The sequence below is a fragment of the Ekhidna sp. genome, assembly GCF_039960695.1.
In the GTDB taxonomy this organism is placed as follows: Bacteria; Bacteroidota; Bacteroidia; order Cytophagales; family Cyclobacteriaceae; genus Ekhidna.
In genome coordinates, this window is sequence record NZ_JBDVKP010000004.1 from 313725 (window position 1) to 329722 (window position 15998).

General features: G+C 39.0%; 14 protein-coding genes. 8 read left to right on the top strand and 6 right to left on the bottom strand.

Going from position 1 to position 15998, the window contains the following annotated elements:
- Positions 1 to 56: 56 nt before the first annotated feature.
- The 3 genes from ABJG98_RS02105 to ABJG98_RS02115 all read right to left on the bottom strand — a co-directional run bounded on the left by ABJG98_RS02105 (position 57) and on the right by ABJG98_RS02115 (position 6590).
- Positions 57 to 881, bottom strand: a complete 825-nt coding sequence (locus ABJG98_RS02105; RefSeq protein WP_348277804.1) for a prohibitin family protein — start codon at positions 879 to 881, stop codon at positions 57 to 59.
- Between the two features lie 62 nt (positions 882 to 943).
- Positions 944 to 3304 carry a penicillin acylase family protein gene (locus tag ABJG98_RS02110; protein ID WP_348277805.1) on the bottom strand — a complete coding sequence of 787 codons (2361 nt, stop codon included), beginning with the start codon at positions 3302 to 3304 and terminating at the stop codon, positions 944 to 946.
- 58 nt (positions 3305 to 3362) lie between these two features.
- Complete coding sequence (locus ABJG98_RS02115; RefSeq protein ID WP_348277806.1) at positions 3363 to 6590, bottom strand: hypothetical protein; 3228 nt, start codon at positions 6588 to 6590, stop codon at positions 3363 to 3365.
- Between the two features lie 48 nt (positions 6591 to 6638).
- On the opposite strand from ABJG98_RS02115, the gene ABJG98_RS02120 reads away from it, so the two are divergent.
- Complete coding sequence (locus ABJG98_RS02120; RefSeq protein WP_348277807.1) at positions 6639 to 7142, top strand: OmpA family protein; 504 nt, start codon at positions 6639 to 6641, stop codon at positions 7140 to 7142.
- On the opposite strand, the gene ABJG98_RS02125 is transcribed toward ABJG98_RS02120, so the two are convergent.
- On the bottom strand, positions 7143 to 7718 hold the full coding sequence (locus ABJG98_RS02125; protein ID WP_348277808.1) for a hypothetical protein: 576 nt from the start codon (positions 7716 to 7718) through the stop codon (positions 7143 to 7145).
- 2 nt (positions 7719 to 7720) lie between these two features.
- Between ABJG98_RS02125 and ABJG98_RS02130 the strand changes: the two genes are divergently transcribed.
- A complete protein-coding gene (locus ABJG98_RS02130) occupies positions 7721 to 8863 on the top strand; it encodes an AI-2E family transporter (protein WP_348277809.1) in 1143 nt (380 codons plus the stop codon).
- Here ABJG98_RS02130 and tyrS read toward each other — a convergent pair whose 3' ends face one another.
- Complete coding sequence (gene tyrS, locus ABJG98_RS02135) at positions 8864 to 10141, bottom strand: tyrosine--tRNA ligase (RefSeq protein WP_348277810.1); 1278 nt, start codon at positions 10139 to 10141, stop codon at positions 8864 to 8866.
- A gap of 173 nt (positions 10142 to 10314) precedes the next feature.
- On the opposite strand from tyrS, the gene rimK reads away from it, so the two are divergent.
- The 6 genes from rimK (at position 10315) to ABJG98_RS02165 (ending at position 15339) form a co-directional block, all read left to right on the top strand.
- Positions 10315 to 11199, top strand: a complete 885-nt coding sequence (rimK, locus tag ABJG98_RS02140; protein WP_348277811.1) for a 30S ribosomal protein S6--L-glutamate ligase — start codon at positions 10315 to 10317, stop codon at positions 11197 to 11199.
- Between the two features lie 170 nt (positions 11200 to 11369).
- Positions 11370 to 12215, top strand: a complete 846-nt coding sequence (locus ABJG98_RS02145; RefSeq protein WP_348277812.1) for a Ku protein — start codon at positions 11370 to 11372, stop codon at positions 12213 to 12215.
- Positions 12215 to 12826, top strand: a complete 612-nt coding sequence (locus ABJG98_RS02150) for a tetratricopeptide repeat protein (RefSeq protein WP_348277813.1) — start codon at positions 12215 to 12217, stop codon at positions 12824 to 12826. Before ABJG98_RS02145 ends, ABJG98_RS02150 begins: the two co-directional genes overlap by 1 nt.
- Positions 12823 to 13191 carry a hypothetical protein gene (locus ABJG98_RS02155; RefSeq protein ID WP_348277814.1) on the top strand — a complete coding sequence of 123 codons (369 nt, stop codon included), beginning with the start codon at positions 12823 to 12825 and terminating at the stop codon, positions 13189 to 13191. Before ABJG98_RS02150 ends, ABJG98_RS02155 begins: the two co-directional genes overlap by 4 nt.
- 59 nt (positions 13192 to 13250) lie before the next feature.
- Positions 13251 to 13943, top strand: coding sequence for a TIGR04283 family arsenosugar biosynthesis glycosyltransferase (locus tag ABJG98_RS02160; protein WP_348277815.1), 693 nt, complete (start codon positions 13251 to 13253; stop codon positions 13941 to 13943).
- A gap of 43 nt (positions 13944 to 13986) precedes the next feature.
- Positions 13987 to 15339: a hypothetical protein gene (locus ABJG98_RS02165; protein ID WP_348277816.1), complete on the top strand. Its 1353-nt coding sequence runs from the start codon at positions 13987 to 13989 to the stop codon at positions 15337 to 15339.
- A 2-nt stretch (positions 15340 to 15341) separates the two neighbouring features.
- Here ABJG98_RS02165 and ABJG98_RS02170 read toward each other — a convergent pair whose 3' ends face one another.
- The gene (locus ABJG98_RS02170; RefSeq protein ID WP_348277817.1) at positions 15342 to 15998 is read right to left on the bottom strand and encodes an alpha/beta family hydrolase; all 657 of its coding nucleotides are present in this window, start codon (positions 15996 to 15998) and stop codon (positions 15342 to 15344) included.

The following is a 15998-nucleotide window of genomic DNA, read 5'->3' on the forward strand; positions in this document are numbered from 1 at the left end:
ATTTGCTGATTTAAAATTTCCACGAAATTAACGATTATAATCCAGATTTTGAAGGTTTAATTGCCATTCAAGATCAGTGGTAGACCTCCATCACCAGCTCCTATTACAATCACTTTTGCATTAGGCGAGTTAGCAAGCTGTTGTGTAGCTTCAATTCCTCTCATTTTCAGTAACTCATCTGTCAAACTGCTATTAATGATTTTATTGGCAGCTGCTTCACCTTCCGCAGCAATACGCTTACGTTCAGCCTCACTTTTTTCACGATCCAGTCTAAATTCATAAGCTAAAGCTTCTTGCTCTTGCTCTAGTTTGTTTTCAATTGCATTTTTAATTTGCTCTGGAAGTTTAATAGATCGTATTAGCAAGCTTTTCATTTCGACTTCATTGCCTGATGCACCCAGCACTAATCGAGTTTCCTCTTTTATGGCTGCTTCAACTTCTGGTCTTTTGGTAGAATAAATTTCTTCGGCGGTATACCTACCCATAACTTGTCTGACAGTAGATCTGGCTTCTGGAATAACCAGTCTTTGAATATAATCTCCTCTGAAGTTTTCCTGAATGGTACCTATGGCATCGTACTTAGGGTGGAATCTTATGGTAACATCAACACTAATACTTAGTCCATTTTTATCCAGCACGTCCATGGTCTCTTCGATTTTGCTCTCAGAGACCTCATATATGTAAATGTCATTCCATGGAGCCTTTACCTGCCAGCCAGGACCAATGATGTTATCTTTTTCTAAAGTTCCGCTGAGTGATCTAAATAGCACTGCTCTTTCTGAGGCTTCAATTCGATAAAAAATTCGGTTGAATGCTGAAATCAGCACAATGAATGCGACGATTCCAATAATGATAAATGGTAAGTACTTACGGTTATCCATATTCTTAAGATTAAGGTTGTCTTATTTTGACGTAAAGATAACATTATGCGACTGTCCGAGGTTCAGTCTGATGGTTTCAAGACAAGTTTATTTTTTGATTGGTTTATACTGTCATAATTCATTTCCATTTTACGGAATTCGCCATTAGCAAACATCAATGCTTGGTCGTCATAGTATGGGCTGAAATAGTTTCCGGACTGACCTGTTGGTAGTATGCTCCAACTATTGTTTCGCACATCACCAAAATCTACAATCCGTCTCGTTGAAGGCCCAAATAAAATGGTTTGTTCTGGAACTTCTTGATACGTATATCCCATGTTATTAATTACCTCATTTGCCCCAGATACCGAAAACTTACCAACGTTTAGAAAACTAATCACGTCACCCATTGCATGTTTGTGGTTAAGGGTATGAGCATCTCCCCATTTCCATTGAGTATAATCTTTACCCCAAATTTCCTCTAGATGACTAAGAGTTATTTCAAATGCTTTTTGGATGATTACAGAACGAGTTTCTTGTTCTTCAGTGTTGAGATCATCCCACCATAATGTTTTTTCATTTTTGATTAAATATTCAGCCGAAACTTTATATGTATGTGATTTTTTGTAAACTGGCCATAAGCTTTCTCCAATCTCATCCTTCATTGCTGCTTTTAAAATTTCATTCACCCATTTTTGAAAAATGAGGGGGCGAGAATCGTCCTTATTGAAATCACATTTCCATGTTAAGAGTGATCGAAGGATATCTCCCCGTTTAGTGTCCTTAATCGCATGCAGGAGAATTCCTTTGATTGCTTCCTGCATCATAGATTTATCATCTAGAAACATCATCTTCATATCTTCTACCGTTGCATTAGAAGAAGGATTGAGGATTTCAGTAATTCTTTCGGATCGATCATCAGGTAAATAATATCCTGAATATAGAATACCTTCTACTGTGTCAGGCTGATTATTGGCACTGTGTACATATCCCCATGGTGGATTGATGGCATGTGGGTTTTTGTTGAAGGCATAAGTTGAATCTGGATCATCCAGTCCTGAAGTGCCATCATAGAAGGTTTTGCTTGTTCGTTCATCTCTACGTCTAATTAGCTTACCAACGGCCCACCAAGCGATATTACCGGCCGAATCACCGTACATAATATTGAGTCCAGGTCCATGAATTCTAGAAGCCGCACTTTCCAGTTCATTAATATTCTCAGACGTAACAAAACCGTAAATAGCCTCTATCATGTAGTTTGGATAGTTGGAAGTGACCCAATGCATACTGACTATGTCATCCAATGGTTCGTCTTGTAAAATGTCCGAAACGATTGGACCATGAATTGTTGAGCGAATGTTAAAAGTGTAATCATTTTCACCTTTCACCTTTATGACTTCCTCTACCAATCCAACTTCTTTCCATTGGCCTTTGTGGAGATACATCATTGAGTCTTCGGAATGGATTTCTTCAACATAAAAGTCCATGTCATCATTTTCAAACATGGTGAGACCAATTGCTTGTTTTTCGGAGTGCATGAGTAGGGGAAAGGGTGCACCGGGGATGTGATATCCATAGTATTCATTTTCTGGCGAAACTAAATGGGCTTCATACCATACAGCTGGTTGCGAGAAAGCAATATGAGGGTCATTAGCTAGAATAACTTTACCGTTCTTGGTTTTTTCTCCTGAAAGTACCCAACTGTTACTGCCTATAAATTCAGGAATATTAAGTTGGCTAAGAACTGTGATTGTTTGTTTTGCTTGTTTTGAATACCTATCGTCAAATGACTGAAGAGTAGATTCACCTTTGTAGTGATAAATGTTTAAATCTTGTAAATACGCTGAGTCAAGTTTTGTTGAAAGTTCAGTTAATACGGGATCAGTGATATGGGCATTCGAAAAGCTAAACGCCATATATGTAAGTGTTTCAAACACATTTTGAACCTCAAATGGTTGGACTTGTAAACCGAGAATTGTATGTTCAAATGGTTTAGGATTAGTGGCTATGTAGTGATTGATGCCATCGAGGTAGGCTTGAATAAGCGGCAAGCTTTCATGATTTCGTTTGATATAACTTTCTGAGGATGCTTTAGCATAGGAGCTAAGTCCCATGGTTCGGAGAAACTTATCTACCTGAATCATATCCGGACCAAAAAGCTCAGATAGTCGTCCACTACCCACATGACGTAATAAATCCATTTGCCACAGCCTTTCCTTGGCATGTATATATCCAAGTGAGCGATAAGCATCTGCTTGATTTTTGGCGTAGATATGTGGGATGCCGTAGGCTGTAAAGTAAATTTCTGTGCTTTCAGTTAATCCATTAATCTGAACTTCTCCAGAATAGGATGGAGTAAGTATGGATTTAATGTAGAAGGCATATGAGGCAACAGCTATAATTAATAATAAAATAACAGTAGCCAAAATTTTAAGAATCTTCATTTATATGATTTTGGTACAAAATAAAAAAGCCGTCTCTAATAGAGGCGGCTTTTTTGTGTTACTCTTCTTTTATTTCTTCATAATCCTTGAAAGGGGAGGTATCTAAACTTTCCACGGCAGATCGGAATTCCAGCCATTTTTCGGCGTAGTAACCGTTGACCATTTCCATTGCTTTGCCTAGATCTTCTTCAAATCTCTTGATGAGTTTGTTTTCAGTTGGCCCCGGTGCATGAAGTGCATTATCTGTATACCTCATAGCTCCAAAGTATGCGCTATTTACGCTATTTGGAGTGCCACGAGTAATCCCTTGTCGATCATCTTCCTCTCCAAGAAATACATCCAGCATATTATTCAAAGTGTCTATAGTAGACTTGCATAAATCCAACTGTTCTTTATACCCTTCTTTGTCTTTATCTTTCAAATCACTTTGAATGCCCTTAGCAATATCTAAGCTTTCCTTGAGTCGATCAACAGCTTTAACACCAGTTGCATATTTAGACTCAAGTGATTTAAGTGCATCATATTGAGCTTTAATCGCTGCATCTGACATTTCTAATCTGGGATCGTATCTAACCTCTATATTGGTGGAGTCCTTTTGATCTCCGAATGTGAATCGTACTTTATAACTTCCTGGGAGTACAGTAAGGCCGCCTGGCTCTCTATTACCTCTTCGATCTCTTCTGCTCATATAGCTAGTACCTTTTTCATCCATGTACCAGAAGGTTCTGTGGATTCCATTCTCCTTTGGTGCTTTTGATTTCAATGTTCGAATTACAGCATCACCTTTGATTATTTCGATAAGAAGGGAATCATACGACACTTTTTCTTCCTTTTTTTCTTCGACTTCTATTGCTTCATCTTTCTTCTTTTTTCCCTTCTTTTTATCATCCATTTTCTCTTTTTTCTCTTCTTCAGGACGGTTTATAGAATAGGTAAGCATCGCACCGTAAGGTCTATTCTCTCCGTTGTATAGTGCATCTCCTCCGAACCTTGAACCTTTAGGTTGCTGATTTGCCGCGAAGTATGCCACAGGTGGATTATAAACGCTAAGTACTTTATCCAGTGTTGATTTTCCGTTTTTAGCAATTTTACGAAGAGGGCGAATATCGTCCAGCACCCAAATAGATCTTCCAAATGTTCCAATAACCAAGTCATGCTCTTCTGGATGAATAACCAAATCATATGCATTTGTTGTTGGAAATCCTTCTGTCCACTTTGTCCAGTTAGATCCGGCATCTATCGAAACATAAAGTCCATCGTCAGTGCCAAGGAAAAGTAGTCGAGATTCTTCAGGATCTTCTACAATTGAAAGTGAGTAGCTTACAGCATCATTGCTGTCTACAATTCGTTCCCATGTTTGGCCATAGTCTCTCGTTCGATAAGCATAGGGTGTGTAATTGAATCTCCGGTAATCATTAGCAACCAGAAGCGCTTCACCTTGATTCTTATTAGAAGCTTTTATTTGAGTGATCCATGTTCCCGGTGGAAGTCCTGGAAGATTTCCACCCACATTGGTCCAACTGTCACCTCCATTGCGAGAAATTTGAACATTACCATCATCGGTACCAACCCAAAGCAAGTCCGAGTTTAGTGGTGAAGGTTCAATTACAATTACTGTGCAGTAATTTTCAGCTCCGGTTGCATCCATTGTCAAACCACCGCTTTCTCCTTGTTTCTGTTTTTCCGGATCATTGGTGGTTAGGTCAGGTGAGATGATCTCCCAATTTTGTCCGCCATCTGTACTTTTATGCACAAACTGACTCCCAAAATATACCACAGAAGGATTCTGCGAATCTCTAGCCATCCCTGCATTCCAGTTGAATCTGAGTTCTTCGTCACCCTCTGGGTAGGTTGGTCTTACTGTTTCATTGTAGCCTGTTTTTCTATCATAAATAGAGGCATATCCCTGCTGAGAGGTTGAGATGCCATATCTGCTATCTCTAGGATCAGGTAAAACATCGAATCCATCTCCAAAGGATATTTCTTGCCAGTAGTGGTTTCTTATTCCTTGGGCTTTCCAAACATATGCTGGGCCTGCCCACGAGCCATTGTCTTGCATGCCGCCATACACATTATAAGGAGTTTCATTATCTACATTGATGTGGTAGAATTGACCGACGGGGAGATTTGAAACGAATCTCCAGGTTTCACCTCTGTCTCTTGTGATATTTAACCCTCCATCATTTCCATCCATCATGAAGTTTGGATCTTTTGGGTGAATGTACCAGGCATGGTGGTCAGGGTGAACACCGTTATCTACACCATATGCTCCCATCAGCTGTGAGAAAGATTTCCCCCCATCGACAGATACATTGACGTATGTGAAAATGCTGTAAACACGATTTTCATTAACGGGGTCTACATAAATTTCAAAGTAGTAGAAAGGCCTGTTTCCAATGTCATTATTATCGTTGATCTTTCTCCATTTGAAGCCTCCATCATCTGACCGATAGAGCGCGTTTTTCTTAGACTCAATAATAGCGTAAACTACGTTTGGTCTTGATGGAGCTATCGCAATTCCCATCCTGCCGAGTTCACCCTTTGGCAGACCATCTTCTTCAGTGCGCTGTTCCCAAGTTTCACCTCCATCGTGAGTAACATACAATCCAGATCCAGGTCCACCCGATTTGAAAAACCAGGGGTCACGTTTGTGCTCCCACATTGCAGCCATTAACTTATTTGGATTGCTTGGGTCCATTACAAGTTCTGCTGCTCCCGTACGAATGTTTGTGAATAGAATTCTATTCCAGGTTTTACCACCATCTGTTGTTTTGTAGACACCACGTTCTTCGTGCTCTCCCCACGGAGAACCGATTGCTGCTACAAATACTGTATTAGGGTCATCCGGGTGTATGATAATTCTATGGATGTGTCGAGTCTTTTCAAGTCCCATCTTTTTCCAAGTCTTACCTGCATCCAGTGTACGGTAAATTCCATCTCCTCCATTGAGTGAGTTTCTTGGATTGCCCTCTCCGGTACCAACCCAAACCACTGAAGGATTTGACTGCTGAATAGCAACTGCACCTATAGAGGCAGTCGTTTGATCATTGAAGATGGGCTTCCAGTCTATCCCTCCGCTGGTCGATTTCCAAACACCGCCTGAAGCAGATCCTACATACATCACATCAGGTTGATTGGTAACCACATCAATAGCGGTGACTCGACCCGACATACCAGCAGGACCGATATTTCGAGGTGCCATGTTTTTGAATGCTTCCATGTCCAGCTTTTGCGCGAAAGCTACGGAGCTGATTGTGAGAAGCAAAGTGAGTAATTTGTTCTTCATATCTTTTAGGTTTCTGTTATTAAGAGTTCCAGTAATTTAAATAGGATAGTGGAGATAGAATATCTGATAATTGATGAATGGTTGAAAGGAAAGATGGATGTTCGAAACAAGGAGTCCCTAAGTCCGTTTATTCTAAACATGCGATTTTTCGCGACCATATTACTTGCATGCAGTATATCCTTTTGCTGTGCCCAAGATCAGCCACAGGCATACATCCTTAAAAGCATCTATTTTGGTGGAGGCAGCTATTACATCGATGATTATCAGCTGGATGAATTAAAACAATTGATAGATTCGGTAGCGGATATCAGGGATTATACGATTACAATCCACAGTCATACCGATAATATTGGTGGAGCTGAGTATAATGAGTGGCTTTCTGAAATGCGAGGAGATGCAGTAATTGAGAGACTTTTGAACTTAGACTTCAAAAGCAACCAAATAGAGAAAAGAGATTTCGGGCAATTCAATCCTGTTTACGACAATAGAACCTGGGAAGGAAGACGGAGGAATAGACGCGTTGATATTATTTTCTGGCCGGTGGTTATGTAATCAGTTCTTAGGTGGATTAATCATAATGTGTGCCCGATGTGTGCCCGGATCCATTATCCAAGGAGCACCGGGAGCTGGGGGACTTAAAGGCATTCCTGTTGATTCTTCTGTGGCGTACGGAATATAGATTACGTATCGAGTATAGAAGTTGTCAATTTCACCTGTCTCCTCATTCAGATCACCTGTAGAAACGTAAAGAGTTGCCTTGTCAGGCATCTCTAAAGTACCAGCAGCAACTTCTTTTTCACGTTTATCAAAAACTTCTTTGGCATTCAGTCCTTGAGCTTTCAATTCTCTTCCTCGAGTCATAAATGGTTCAAGACTTTTGTGATAGGCTGCTACGCTAAATCCCTCCTTAGTGGGATTGTCAGCAATGCAAACGAAATCATTGGTACCTTCTCTCAACATGACCATTTCCCCATTGCGATTATATCCAAGCACTGTTGCTTCTGCTCTCTGATGTTCAGGAGCAGCCAAAACTCCGGTTTTGATTTGGTAGTCTTGATCCGAAACCTCCTGTCCCGTACAACTAAGAAGTAGGATGAAAAGAAGGGAGAGTGATGCGAAATTTTTCATGAATGCAGGATTTGAATCTGAATAAAGATAGCCGATTCCTGTCTGAATTCAATTATTTTGCGATCATGAATTCACCTACTGAGATGGAACGTTCTCTGCGCCACATTAAGATTATCATGATGATCTTTTTGGGTATCGCTGTATTGTATTTGATGCGGGAATTAGCCAATCTGTTGATTCCATTATTCTTTGCTCTATTTTTCGCGGTTCTATTCCAGCCTCTTGTCCAGCTCTTTCAGCGAATTTTTTCTGTGAGCATCAGTATAGCTTTGACCACCTTGGTTACAATGACAGTCTTTTTCTTCATCGGCTTTGGATTGTTTAATGTCATTCAAGCACTAATTGAGAATGGGGATGCAATACTTGATAGTATTTCCAATGACTTACGACCGTTCATTAACGCTTACACTTCATACTTTGGCTTTACATTTGAACGAGGTGAGTTAAGGGGCTTAGTAACCAATATGTTGCAAACCAGTCATTTTTGGACGGTCTCTGGCTCTTTCATCAATACTGTAAGTGGGAAAGCAGCAGAACTCTTGATGACAATCCTATATTTTGCAGGATTGCTAGGTGCGATAACTCAGTATGATCAAACGATAAGTTATCTCATAGGAACATCTAGTAAAGACACTAAGAAGTCTCTTGAAGTCTTCAATCGAATCAAAGATTCAGTTGGATCTTATATCAAAGTTAAAACACTTGTAAGTGTAATGACGGGTATTGCGGTTGGGCTTATCTGTTGGTTCTTTGGGATTGATTATGCCGTGTTGTGGGGATTCTTGGCCCTCGTACTTAATTACATTCCTTACATTGGTTCTCTGATTGCAATTATTCCGCCGCTGGTTCTTGGCATTATAGATTCAAGCTCAGTTTCTCAGGTATTGGTGATCTTCTTCTGTCTGGAAGGAGTGCAGCTGATCATGGGGAATATTGTAGAACCCAAACTGATGGGAGATTCCTTCTCTATGAATACAGTAGCTGTTCTTTTTGGATTCGTATTTTGGGCATTCTTGTGGGGCACAGCAGGTATGCTACTTGCAGTACCATTAACATTTCTTTTCAAAGTCATACTTGAGAATATGTCCGATGCAGGTGTAGTGGTGCGTCTGATGGAGAAGAAAGAACTGGTGAAGAAGAAGTGATTAATTCACTTTGATTAAATAGTAATTCTTCTTTCCTCGTTGAGCTAGTAGATATTTGTCCTGAAGTAAACTAAAATTGACTTCCTGATCCGGCGCTTCTATCTTAGTCTTATTGATACTGACACCACCTCCCTGAATCATTTTTCTTGCTTCCCCTTTAGACTTAAAAATGATATTTTGGGTGGTTTCACTTAAGAAAGTAGTAACATCGGTACCAGACAAATCAGATTTGCTTATCTCAGCTTGAGGCACACCTTCGAATACCTGTAGCAATGTTTTCTCATCCAGACTTTCAAGGTCTTCCGTCGTAGACTTTCCAAATAGGATGGAGCTGGCCTTTATAGCGGTTTCTAACTCTCTTTCCGAGTGAACTCGCGCAGTAATTTCTTCAGCAAGTGTTCGCTGTAGCATTCGTTGATGTGGAGCTTCGCGGTGCTCAGCAATCAGTCCTTCGATTTCTTCACGCTCTTTTAAACTGAATATTTTGATATATTTCTCTACATCCTCATCTGAGGAGTTGATCCAATATTGATAGAACTTATATGTTGAGGTTTTCTCAGGATCTAACCAAATGTTTCCTCCTTCTGATTTTCCAAATTTGGAGCCATCCGCTTTGGTAATTAATGGAGTTGTCATTGCAAATGCTTCTCCCTGATCCTTTCTGCGAATAAGTTCTGTACCTGTCACAATATTGCCCCATTGATCTGAACCGCCGAGCTGTAGTTTAGCATTCTTATTTTTCCATAAGTAATAGAAATCATAACCTTGAACTAGTTGGTATGAAAACTCGGTGAAAGAAAGGCCTGTTTCCAATCTAGATTTAACCGAATCTTTTGCCATCATATAGTTTACAGAAATGTGCTTTCCTACATCTCTGATGAATTCAAGAAAGCCGAATTCTTTAAACCAATCATAGTTATTTACTACCTCTGCGGCGTTTTTACCTTCAAAAGATAAGAATTTCTCCAGCTGTTTTTTCACACATGAGAGGTTATGATTTAATGTATCCTCGTCCAAAAGATTCCTCTCAGAGGACTTCCCAGACGGATCACCAACCATTCCTGTAGCACCACCTACCAATGCAAGTGGTTTGTGTCCACAATTTTGAAGATGAACCAATGTCATTATTTGAACCATATTACCAATATGGAGTGAGTCTGCTGTGGGGTCAAATCCGATATAGGCTGTCGTCATGCCTGTATTCAATTCTTCCTGAGTGCCCGGCATCATATCGTGCACCATTCCTCGCCATTTCAGTTCTTCTACAAAATCTTTCATTGTGTTCATTTAAAGCTCGCAAAAATAGAGGGGATGTTGGTTCAGGTCAACATAATTCAAAGCTAATATTATCTTGGCAGTAGCTTTCATGAATAAAGTTATGAATGAGCCTGATTCAAATAACACTAAACCTATATTTGTTGCTATTTTTAAATAAGTAAATCAAAAGAAAAATGCGCATTGCTGTATTGTCGAGAAATCCAAAATTATACTCCACACAAAGATTAATTGAGGCAGGAGTGAGCAAAGGTCATGAGATGCTTGTCATTGATCATTCTCGGTGCAACATTGAAATAGAGAAAAAGAAACCTAAGATTTATTATAATGGAGAACAAATAACTAACCTAAATGCAATCATTCCCCGAATTGGTGCTTCGGTAACATTTTTTGGAACAGCGGTAGTTCGCCAATTTGAAATGATGAATGTGTTTTCCACAACAGAGTCGGTTGCCCTGGTACGATCTAGAGACAAGTTGAGAAGTCTACAGATTCTCTCCAGAGCTGGTTTGGGATTACCCAAAACTGTGTTTACTAACTATTCGAAAGACGTTGAAACTCCAATTAAGGCTGTAGGTGGTGCGCCATGTGTAATCAAGCTTTTGGAGGGTACACAGGGATTAGGTGTTGTATTGGCTGAAACGCAGAAGGCAGCTGAATCTGTGCTTGAAGCATTTAATGGTCTGCAGGCACGAGTGATTGTCCAGGAATTCATAAAAGAAGCAGGCGGGGCGGATGTTCGTGTATTTGTCATCGGGGATCGGGTAGTAGGTGCAATGAAACGTCAAGGAAAAGAAGGTGAGTTTAGGTCGAACCTTCATCGAGGAGGGAGTGCCGAGATCATAGAGCTTTCTGATGCGGAAGAGCGCGCGGCGCTGAAAGCTGCTAAAGCCATGGGGCTTGGTGTAGCAGGTGTGGATTTGTTGCAATCGTCGAAAGGGCCTTTAATCCTTGAAGTTAATTCTTCACCAGGCCTTGAAGGAATTGAGGCTGCAACTGGAAAAGATATAGCAGGAGAGATTATAAAATACATCGAACGCAATGCAGATTATGATGATTGATAAAGCGCTGATTATCAATTAATTAATATTCATCTTGTTAAGAATAATCAGTGGTTTTGTTGAATATATTTTAAATCATAAAAAATTAATAATCAATAAGTTAAGTTGCTTTACTTTGATTAAAAGTTAAAGATTTTTAATTTTCTGCCTAATTCATTAAATTCATACCAATGCGGGCAATCTGGAAAGGACATATTCGATTCTCAATGGTGACAATTCCAATTAGGATTTATAATGCTATTGACACGGCTCAAAAGGTTCAATTCAACCTTCTTTCAAAGGAAACCAATAATCCTGTCAAGTACGAAAAGCGTGACAAGGTAACCGGCGATGTGCTTCGACAGGAAGATATTGTCAAAGGCTATCAATATGAGCCAAGTCAATTTGTAATTATCGAGCCAGATGATTTTGAAAAGGTTAAGCTTAAGAGCACTAAAGTAATTGAAATTGAAGGCTTTGTTGATGCTAAGGAAGTTCACGAGACACTTTATGACTCACCATATTTTGCTGGACCAGATGGTGATGTTGCAAGTAAGACCTATGCACTTTTAAGCCAAGCTTTGAGAGAATCAGGTAAAGTAGGCGTTGGTAAAGTAGTACTCAGAGATCGAGAAAGCGTCGTTTTACTTACACCTCATGATCGTGGCATTATGATCTACAAATTACGTTATCCAAATGAAGTAAGAAGCATTAAAGATGTTCCTAACGTGAGAATAGAAGAGGATGCCGAAGAGGAACAATTGAAATTGGCTAATATGCTGATCAAATCCATGACCAAAAAGTTCAAAAAAATTGAACTTGAGGACAAGTATAATGAAGCTCTGCGGGACATGATTGACAACAAGATTAAGGGTAATGAAATTGTATCGTTTGTAGAGGAAGAGCCTGAAGTAGTGGATATTATGACAGCCTTGAAGGCAAGCATTGATCAGGCAAAAGAATCTAAGAAGCCAATGAAAAAGGCTGATAAGAAAGATAACGAAGAAGCTAAAGAAGTGAAGCGAAAAGCTAGCTAATGACAAAAGTTGTTCAATTTCCAGTTAATCCTCCTCAGAAACTCGGCCCTAAAAAGGCTAGGAGGAATAAAAAACCAAATCTGGAAGATTATGGACAGCTAAACATGTTCGATCAAATACCAGATAAAACTCCAATAGTATCCTTACCAAAAGCAGGATCATTTTTTGAGGAAGCTCTTGAACTAGATGAGACCGGTCAGGATGCTGCCGAAAAATATTATCTACTTGCGATTGAAAATGATCAATCCGTTGAAGATGCTTATTGTAATCTTGGAATTTTAAAATCAAACCGAGGGGACCTCACGAAAGCCATTGACTACCTCACGCAGTGTTTGAAGAAGAATCCAAGGCATTTCGAGGCACATTATAATTTAGGAAACGTATATTCTGATTTAGGGAATCTTGAGCTAGCAAAAGTTCACTATGAACTTTCGGCTCAAATAGAACCTGAATACCCCAATAGCTTTTATAATCTTGGTTTAGTACTTATTTCAATGAAACGATATAAGGACGCAATCCAAAGCATCAATAAATTCGTAGAATTAGCACCCAGCAATGAACATCAGGTTGCTAATGAACTCATAAAAACCTTAAACGCCATAGCCAAATGACCAGAGACAAACACCCAATACTGAGTGAGCATTTCGAGCGATTAAAAGAGCTAATGCCAGATGTTTATGCCAAGCATTTCAGGGAAGAGAAGGAGACGAAAAATCAAAAACTCTTTAGAATGCTGAAGCATTCATTGGGAGTTATTGAAGCTGTTTATTTACAAAATAGTGATGACTTCTCACTTTCTAAAGCTGAAGAGTATAGCAAAATAATAGAAGAACTGAAGGAATTAGGGTATAGTTATTCAGGCCAACCTGAGTTGATGAGTCTTGCTGCACAATTCATGATTATGAAATCCAAGAAACCGATGGAAAAAGCCAAAGGAGGCGTTCAGAGAGAGAATGACGATCGTAAAGCGATCTAATTGCTAGACTCTAAGAGCCAATCTTTTAATTTCTTCGTAAATAGCTGAAACTAAGTATTGTGTTGATCAGCATTATCATACCTACTTTAAATGAAGAAGAGCATATTGGTTCATTGCTTGAATTTCTTACAAGTCATCCACAAAAAGATCAGTTTGAAGTTATTGTTGTAGATGGCCACAGCACAGATCAAACAATTTCGATAGTTGAGTCCTTTAAAATTCCCCTATTTAAATCTAATCCTTGTTCCAGAGCACGCCAGATGAATGAGGGAGCCACACGTGCCGAAGGAGAGGTATTATACTTTGTTCATGCAGATGTTCAATTAGTTCCAACATTTGTCAATGATATTTATGATGCTGTAAGTCGTGGAATTCAGAGTGGTTGCTACAGATTCAAATTTGAACAACCGACCAATCCATTGTTACACATCAATGGATTCTTTACACGCTTTCCTTTCAAATGGTGTAGAGGAGGTGATCAGACACTTTTTATTGCTAAAGAAGTTTTTAAGAGAATTAATGGATTCGATGAACGTTTTGTGATAATGGAAGATTACGATCTTTTAGACCGTATAGAAAGCCATGGAATTTCATTTGAGGTCATTCCAAAGAGTATAAAGGTTTCGGCAAGAAAATATGAACTAAACTCATATCTAAAAGTGCAGCTGGCAAATCTCAAAGCTATGAAGATGTACAAGAAAGGAATAAATCCCGCGGAGATTAAAAAATTCTATAGCAGCACACTTAATTAAAGTATGCATTCAATCGCTTATTTTTAGGTAACTGAAAAAAGACATGAGCGATATCCCAGAAGATCAGATTGAAGGTTGGCTAAAGAAATTGGAGCGTGAAAGTTGGCAATTGGAATTGCTCGTCTCTGCATTCACTATATTCTTATTGATTGGCGCCAATTCTCAGTTTGGAGAATTTATTGTAGATCTACAATTTCAGTACAATCTTTCGGGAGCCATTTCTGTAGCATACATTTTCCTCATTTTAATTCAAAAATCCATTTTAGCATTAACCATTTGTCTGGTTGTTCATTTAATGCTACGAGGTTTTTGGATAGGAGCTATTGGCCTCAGATCCGTACAATCTACCATTGACTTTGATAAACTCAATTACAACGACTTTTTTACAGATAAACTCAAAAAGAAAGTAATCAGCCTGGATAAGATGGTGATTCTGCTAGATGAAATCTGTAGTGTGATTTTTGCCTTTTCTTTCCTTATTATTTCAATACTTCTTGCCTTTGGAATGTTCCTGGTATTTCTAGCAGTTAGTGGATTTGTTTTAACTACAGCCTTGAGTGCGCTGCCGATTGGAACTTTAAGCACGGTAATTACCATTTTTGTAGCGTCCATCTACTTTGTTTTAATCATAGCTGGGATGATCTACATGATTGATTACTTCACCCTAGGTTTCTTTAAAAAGATTAAATGGTTTTCAAAGATTTATTATCCATTTTACTGGTTTTATAACTTCGTCACTCTATCAGCTCTTAGCAGGAGTATCTACTATTATCTAATAAGCAAGTTTTCGAAGAAACGAATTAGAATCGTATACTCTATAGTTGGCCTTTCCGTGCTTTTCATGATATTCTTTTCATTCGATCAATATCAATATTTCCCAGGCAGCTCAACTGGCAACATCATCAACACAAATTTTTATGATGATCAACGTCCAGAGCATAAATATATAAACTCCATTAGTTTGGAATCAAAGTTTATTGATAAGCCACATTTCCAAGTATTTCTAAGGTACGATCCATCTGACAACCCCTTAATTGCTACTCAATGCCCAGACTTTAAACCTTTGAAAGACGATGGATTGAATATGATACTTCGATTTAAGACGGAAGGAGCAAATTTTCATATAACAGGAATTGATTTTTCAAATGAAGATCAACAACAACTTCTTGAGTGTCAAAAATCAATCTATCAGATCAGCGTAAATGATTCGATCTACTCATCACTTAAACATCATTTCTACATACATCCGGCTAAAGAGCAGAAAGGACTATTGACAACAATCCCAACGGATGCTTTTATTATAGGTGAGAACTTATTGACTATTGAGAAGATCTCCAATGATTCAACTACCTATGCTGACTATGTAAGTGTGCCCTTTTGGTTCAATCCTAACTAGTATTATAGCTTACTTTTCATCCAGTCTGTAGAAGATTGCACTAGAAGTTTCATGACATCTTGTTTAGTCATTCCACTTCTTTTAGGAACATTGAATGAATGATCTCCTTCTTCAATTACCTGCATATCAGCATTTTGCAAAGTTTCTATTACTTCATTCATCAATTCAATATTAGCAAGTTTGTCATTTGATCCTTGAATAAACAATTGAGGTACATTAACCATTTTCAAATGAGCCGCACGATCTTTAGAGTCTCTACCTGGGGCATGTAATGGGAACCCAAAGTAGACAATACCTCGGACGGTTTCAGGATAATCTTGGGCAAGTAAATGAGATGCCATTCGGCCTCCATACGACTTACCTGAAATAAATATTGGAAGGCGGGGATATGTTTTAGAAATATGTTCTACAATAAGCCCCCAGGTTTCAATATTCGCCTTAGGAGATCCTGGCGACTTGCGACCTTGCTCCATGTATGGAAAGTTGAACCTAATTGTTGAAATATTCGCAGCCGCAATATCGCTAGATATTGAAACCATAAAGGGATGGTGCATGCCAGCGCCGGCACCATGAGCGAGAATTAGTATCGCTTCCGGGGTATTGGCTTCTTCAATTTCAATACTGATTTTTCCAAGTTTATCATTTAAGAATAGCTCCAT

What these genes read in the sequence shown, in the direction of transcription:
- ABJG98_RS02110 (WP_348277805.1), bottom strand. Translation starts at nt 3,304, where the DNA reads ATGAAGATTCTTAAAATTTTGGCTACTGTTATTTTATTATTAATTATA.
- ABJG98_RS02155 (WP_348277814.1), top strand. Translation starts at nt 12,823, where the DNA reads ATGACCAGAGACAAACACCCAATACTGAGTGAGCATTTCGAGCGATTA.
- ABJG98_RS02165 (WP_348277816.1), top strand. Translation starts at nt 13,987, where the DNA reads ATGAGCGATATCCCAGAAGATCAGATTGAAGGTTGGCTAAAGAAATTG.
- ABJG98_RS02130 (WP_348277809.1), top strand. Translation starts at nt 7,721, where the DNA reads ATGCAGGATTTGAATCTGAATAAAGATAGCCGATTCCTGTCTGAATTC.
- ABJG98_RS02145 (WP_348277812.1), top strand. Translation starts at nt 11,370, where the DNA reads ATGCGGGCAATCTGGAAAGGACATATTCGATTCTCAATGGTGACAATT.
- rimK (WP_348277811.1), top strand. Translation starts at nt 10,315, where the DNA reads ATGCGCATTGCTGTATTGTCGAGAAATCCAAAATTATACTCCACACAA.
- tyrS (WP_348277810.1), bottom strand. Translation starts at nt 10,141, where the DNA reads ATGAAAGATTTTGTAGAAGAACTGAAATGGCGAGGAATGGTGCACGAT.
- ABJG98_RS02105 (WP_348277804.1), bottom strand. Translation starts at nt 881, where the DNA reads ATGGATAACCGTAAGTACTTACCATTTATCATTATTGGAATCGTCGCA.
- ABJG98_RS02115 (WP_348277806.1), bottom strand. Translation starts at nt 6,590, where the DNA reads ATGAAGAACAAATTACTCACTTTGCTTCTCACAATCAGCTCCGTAGCT.
- ABJG98_RS02170 (WP_348277817.1), bottom strand. Translation starts at nt 15,998, where the DNA reads ATGGAGCTATTCTTAAATGATAAACTTGGAAAAATCAGTATTGAAATT.
- ABJG98_RS02125 (WP_348277808.1), bottom strand. Translation starts at nt 7,718, where the DNA reads ATGAAAAATTTCGCATCACTCTCCCTTCTTTTCATCCTACTTCTTAGT.
- ABJG98_RS02150 (WP_348277813.1), top strand. Translation starts at nt 12,215, where the DNA reads ATGACAAAAGTTGTTCAATTTCCAGTTAATCCTCCTCAGAAACTCGGC.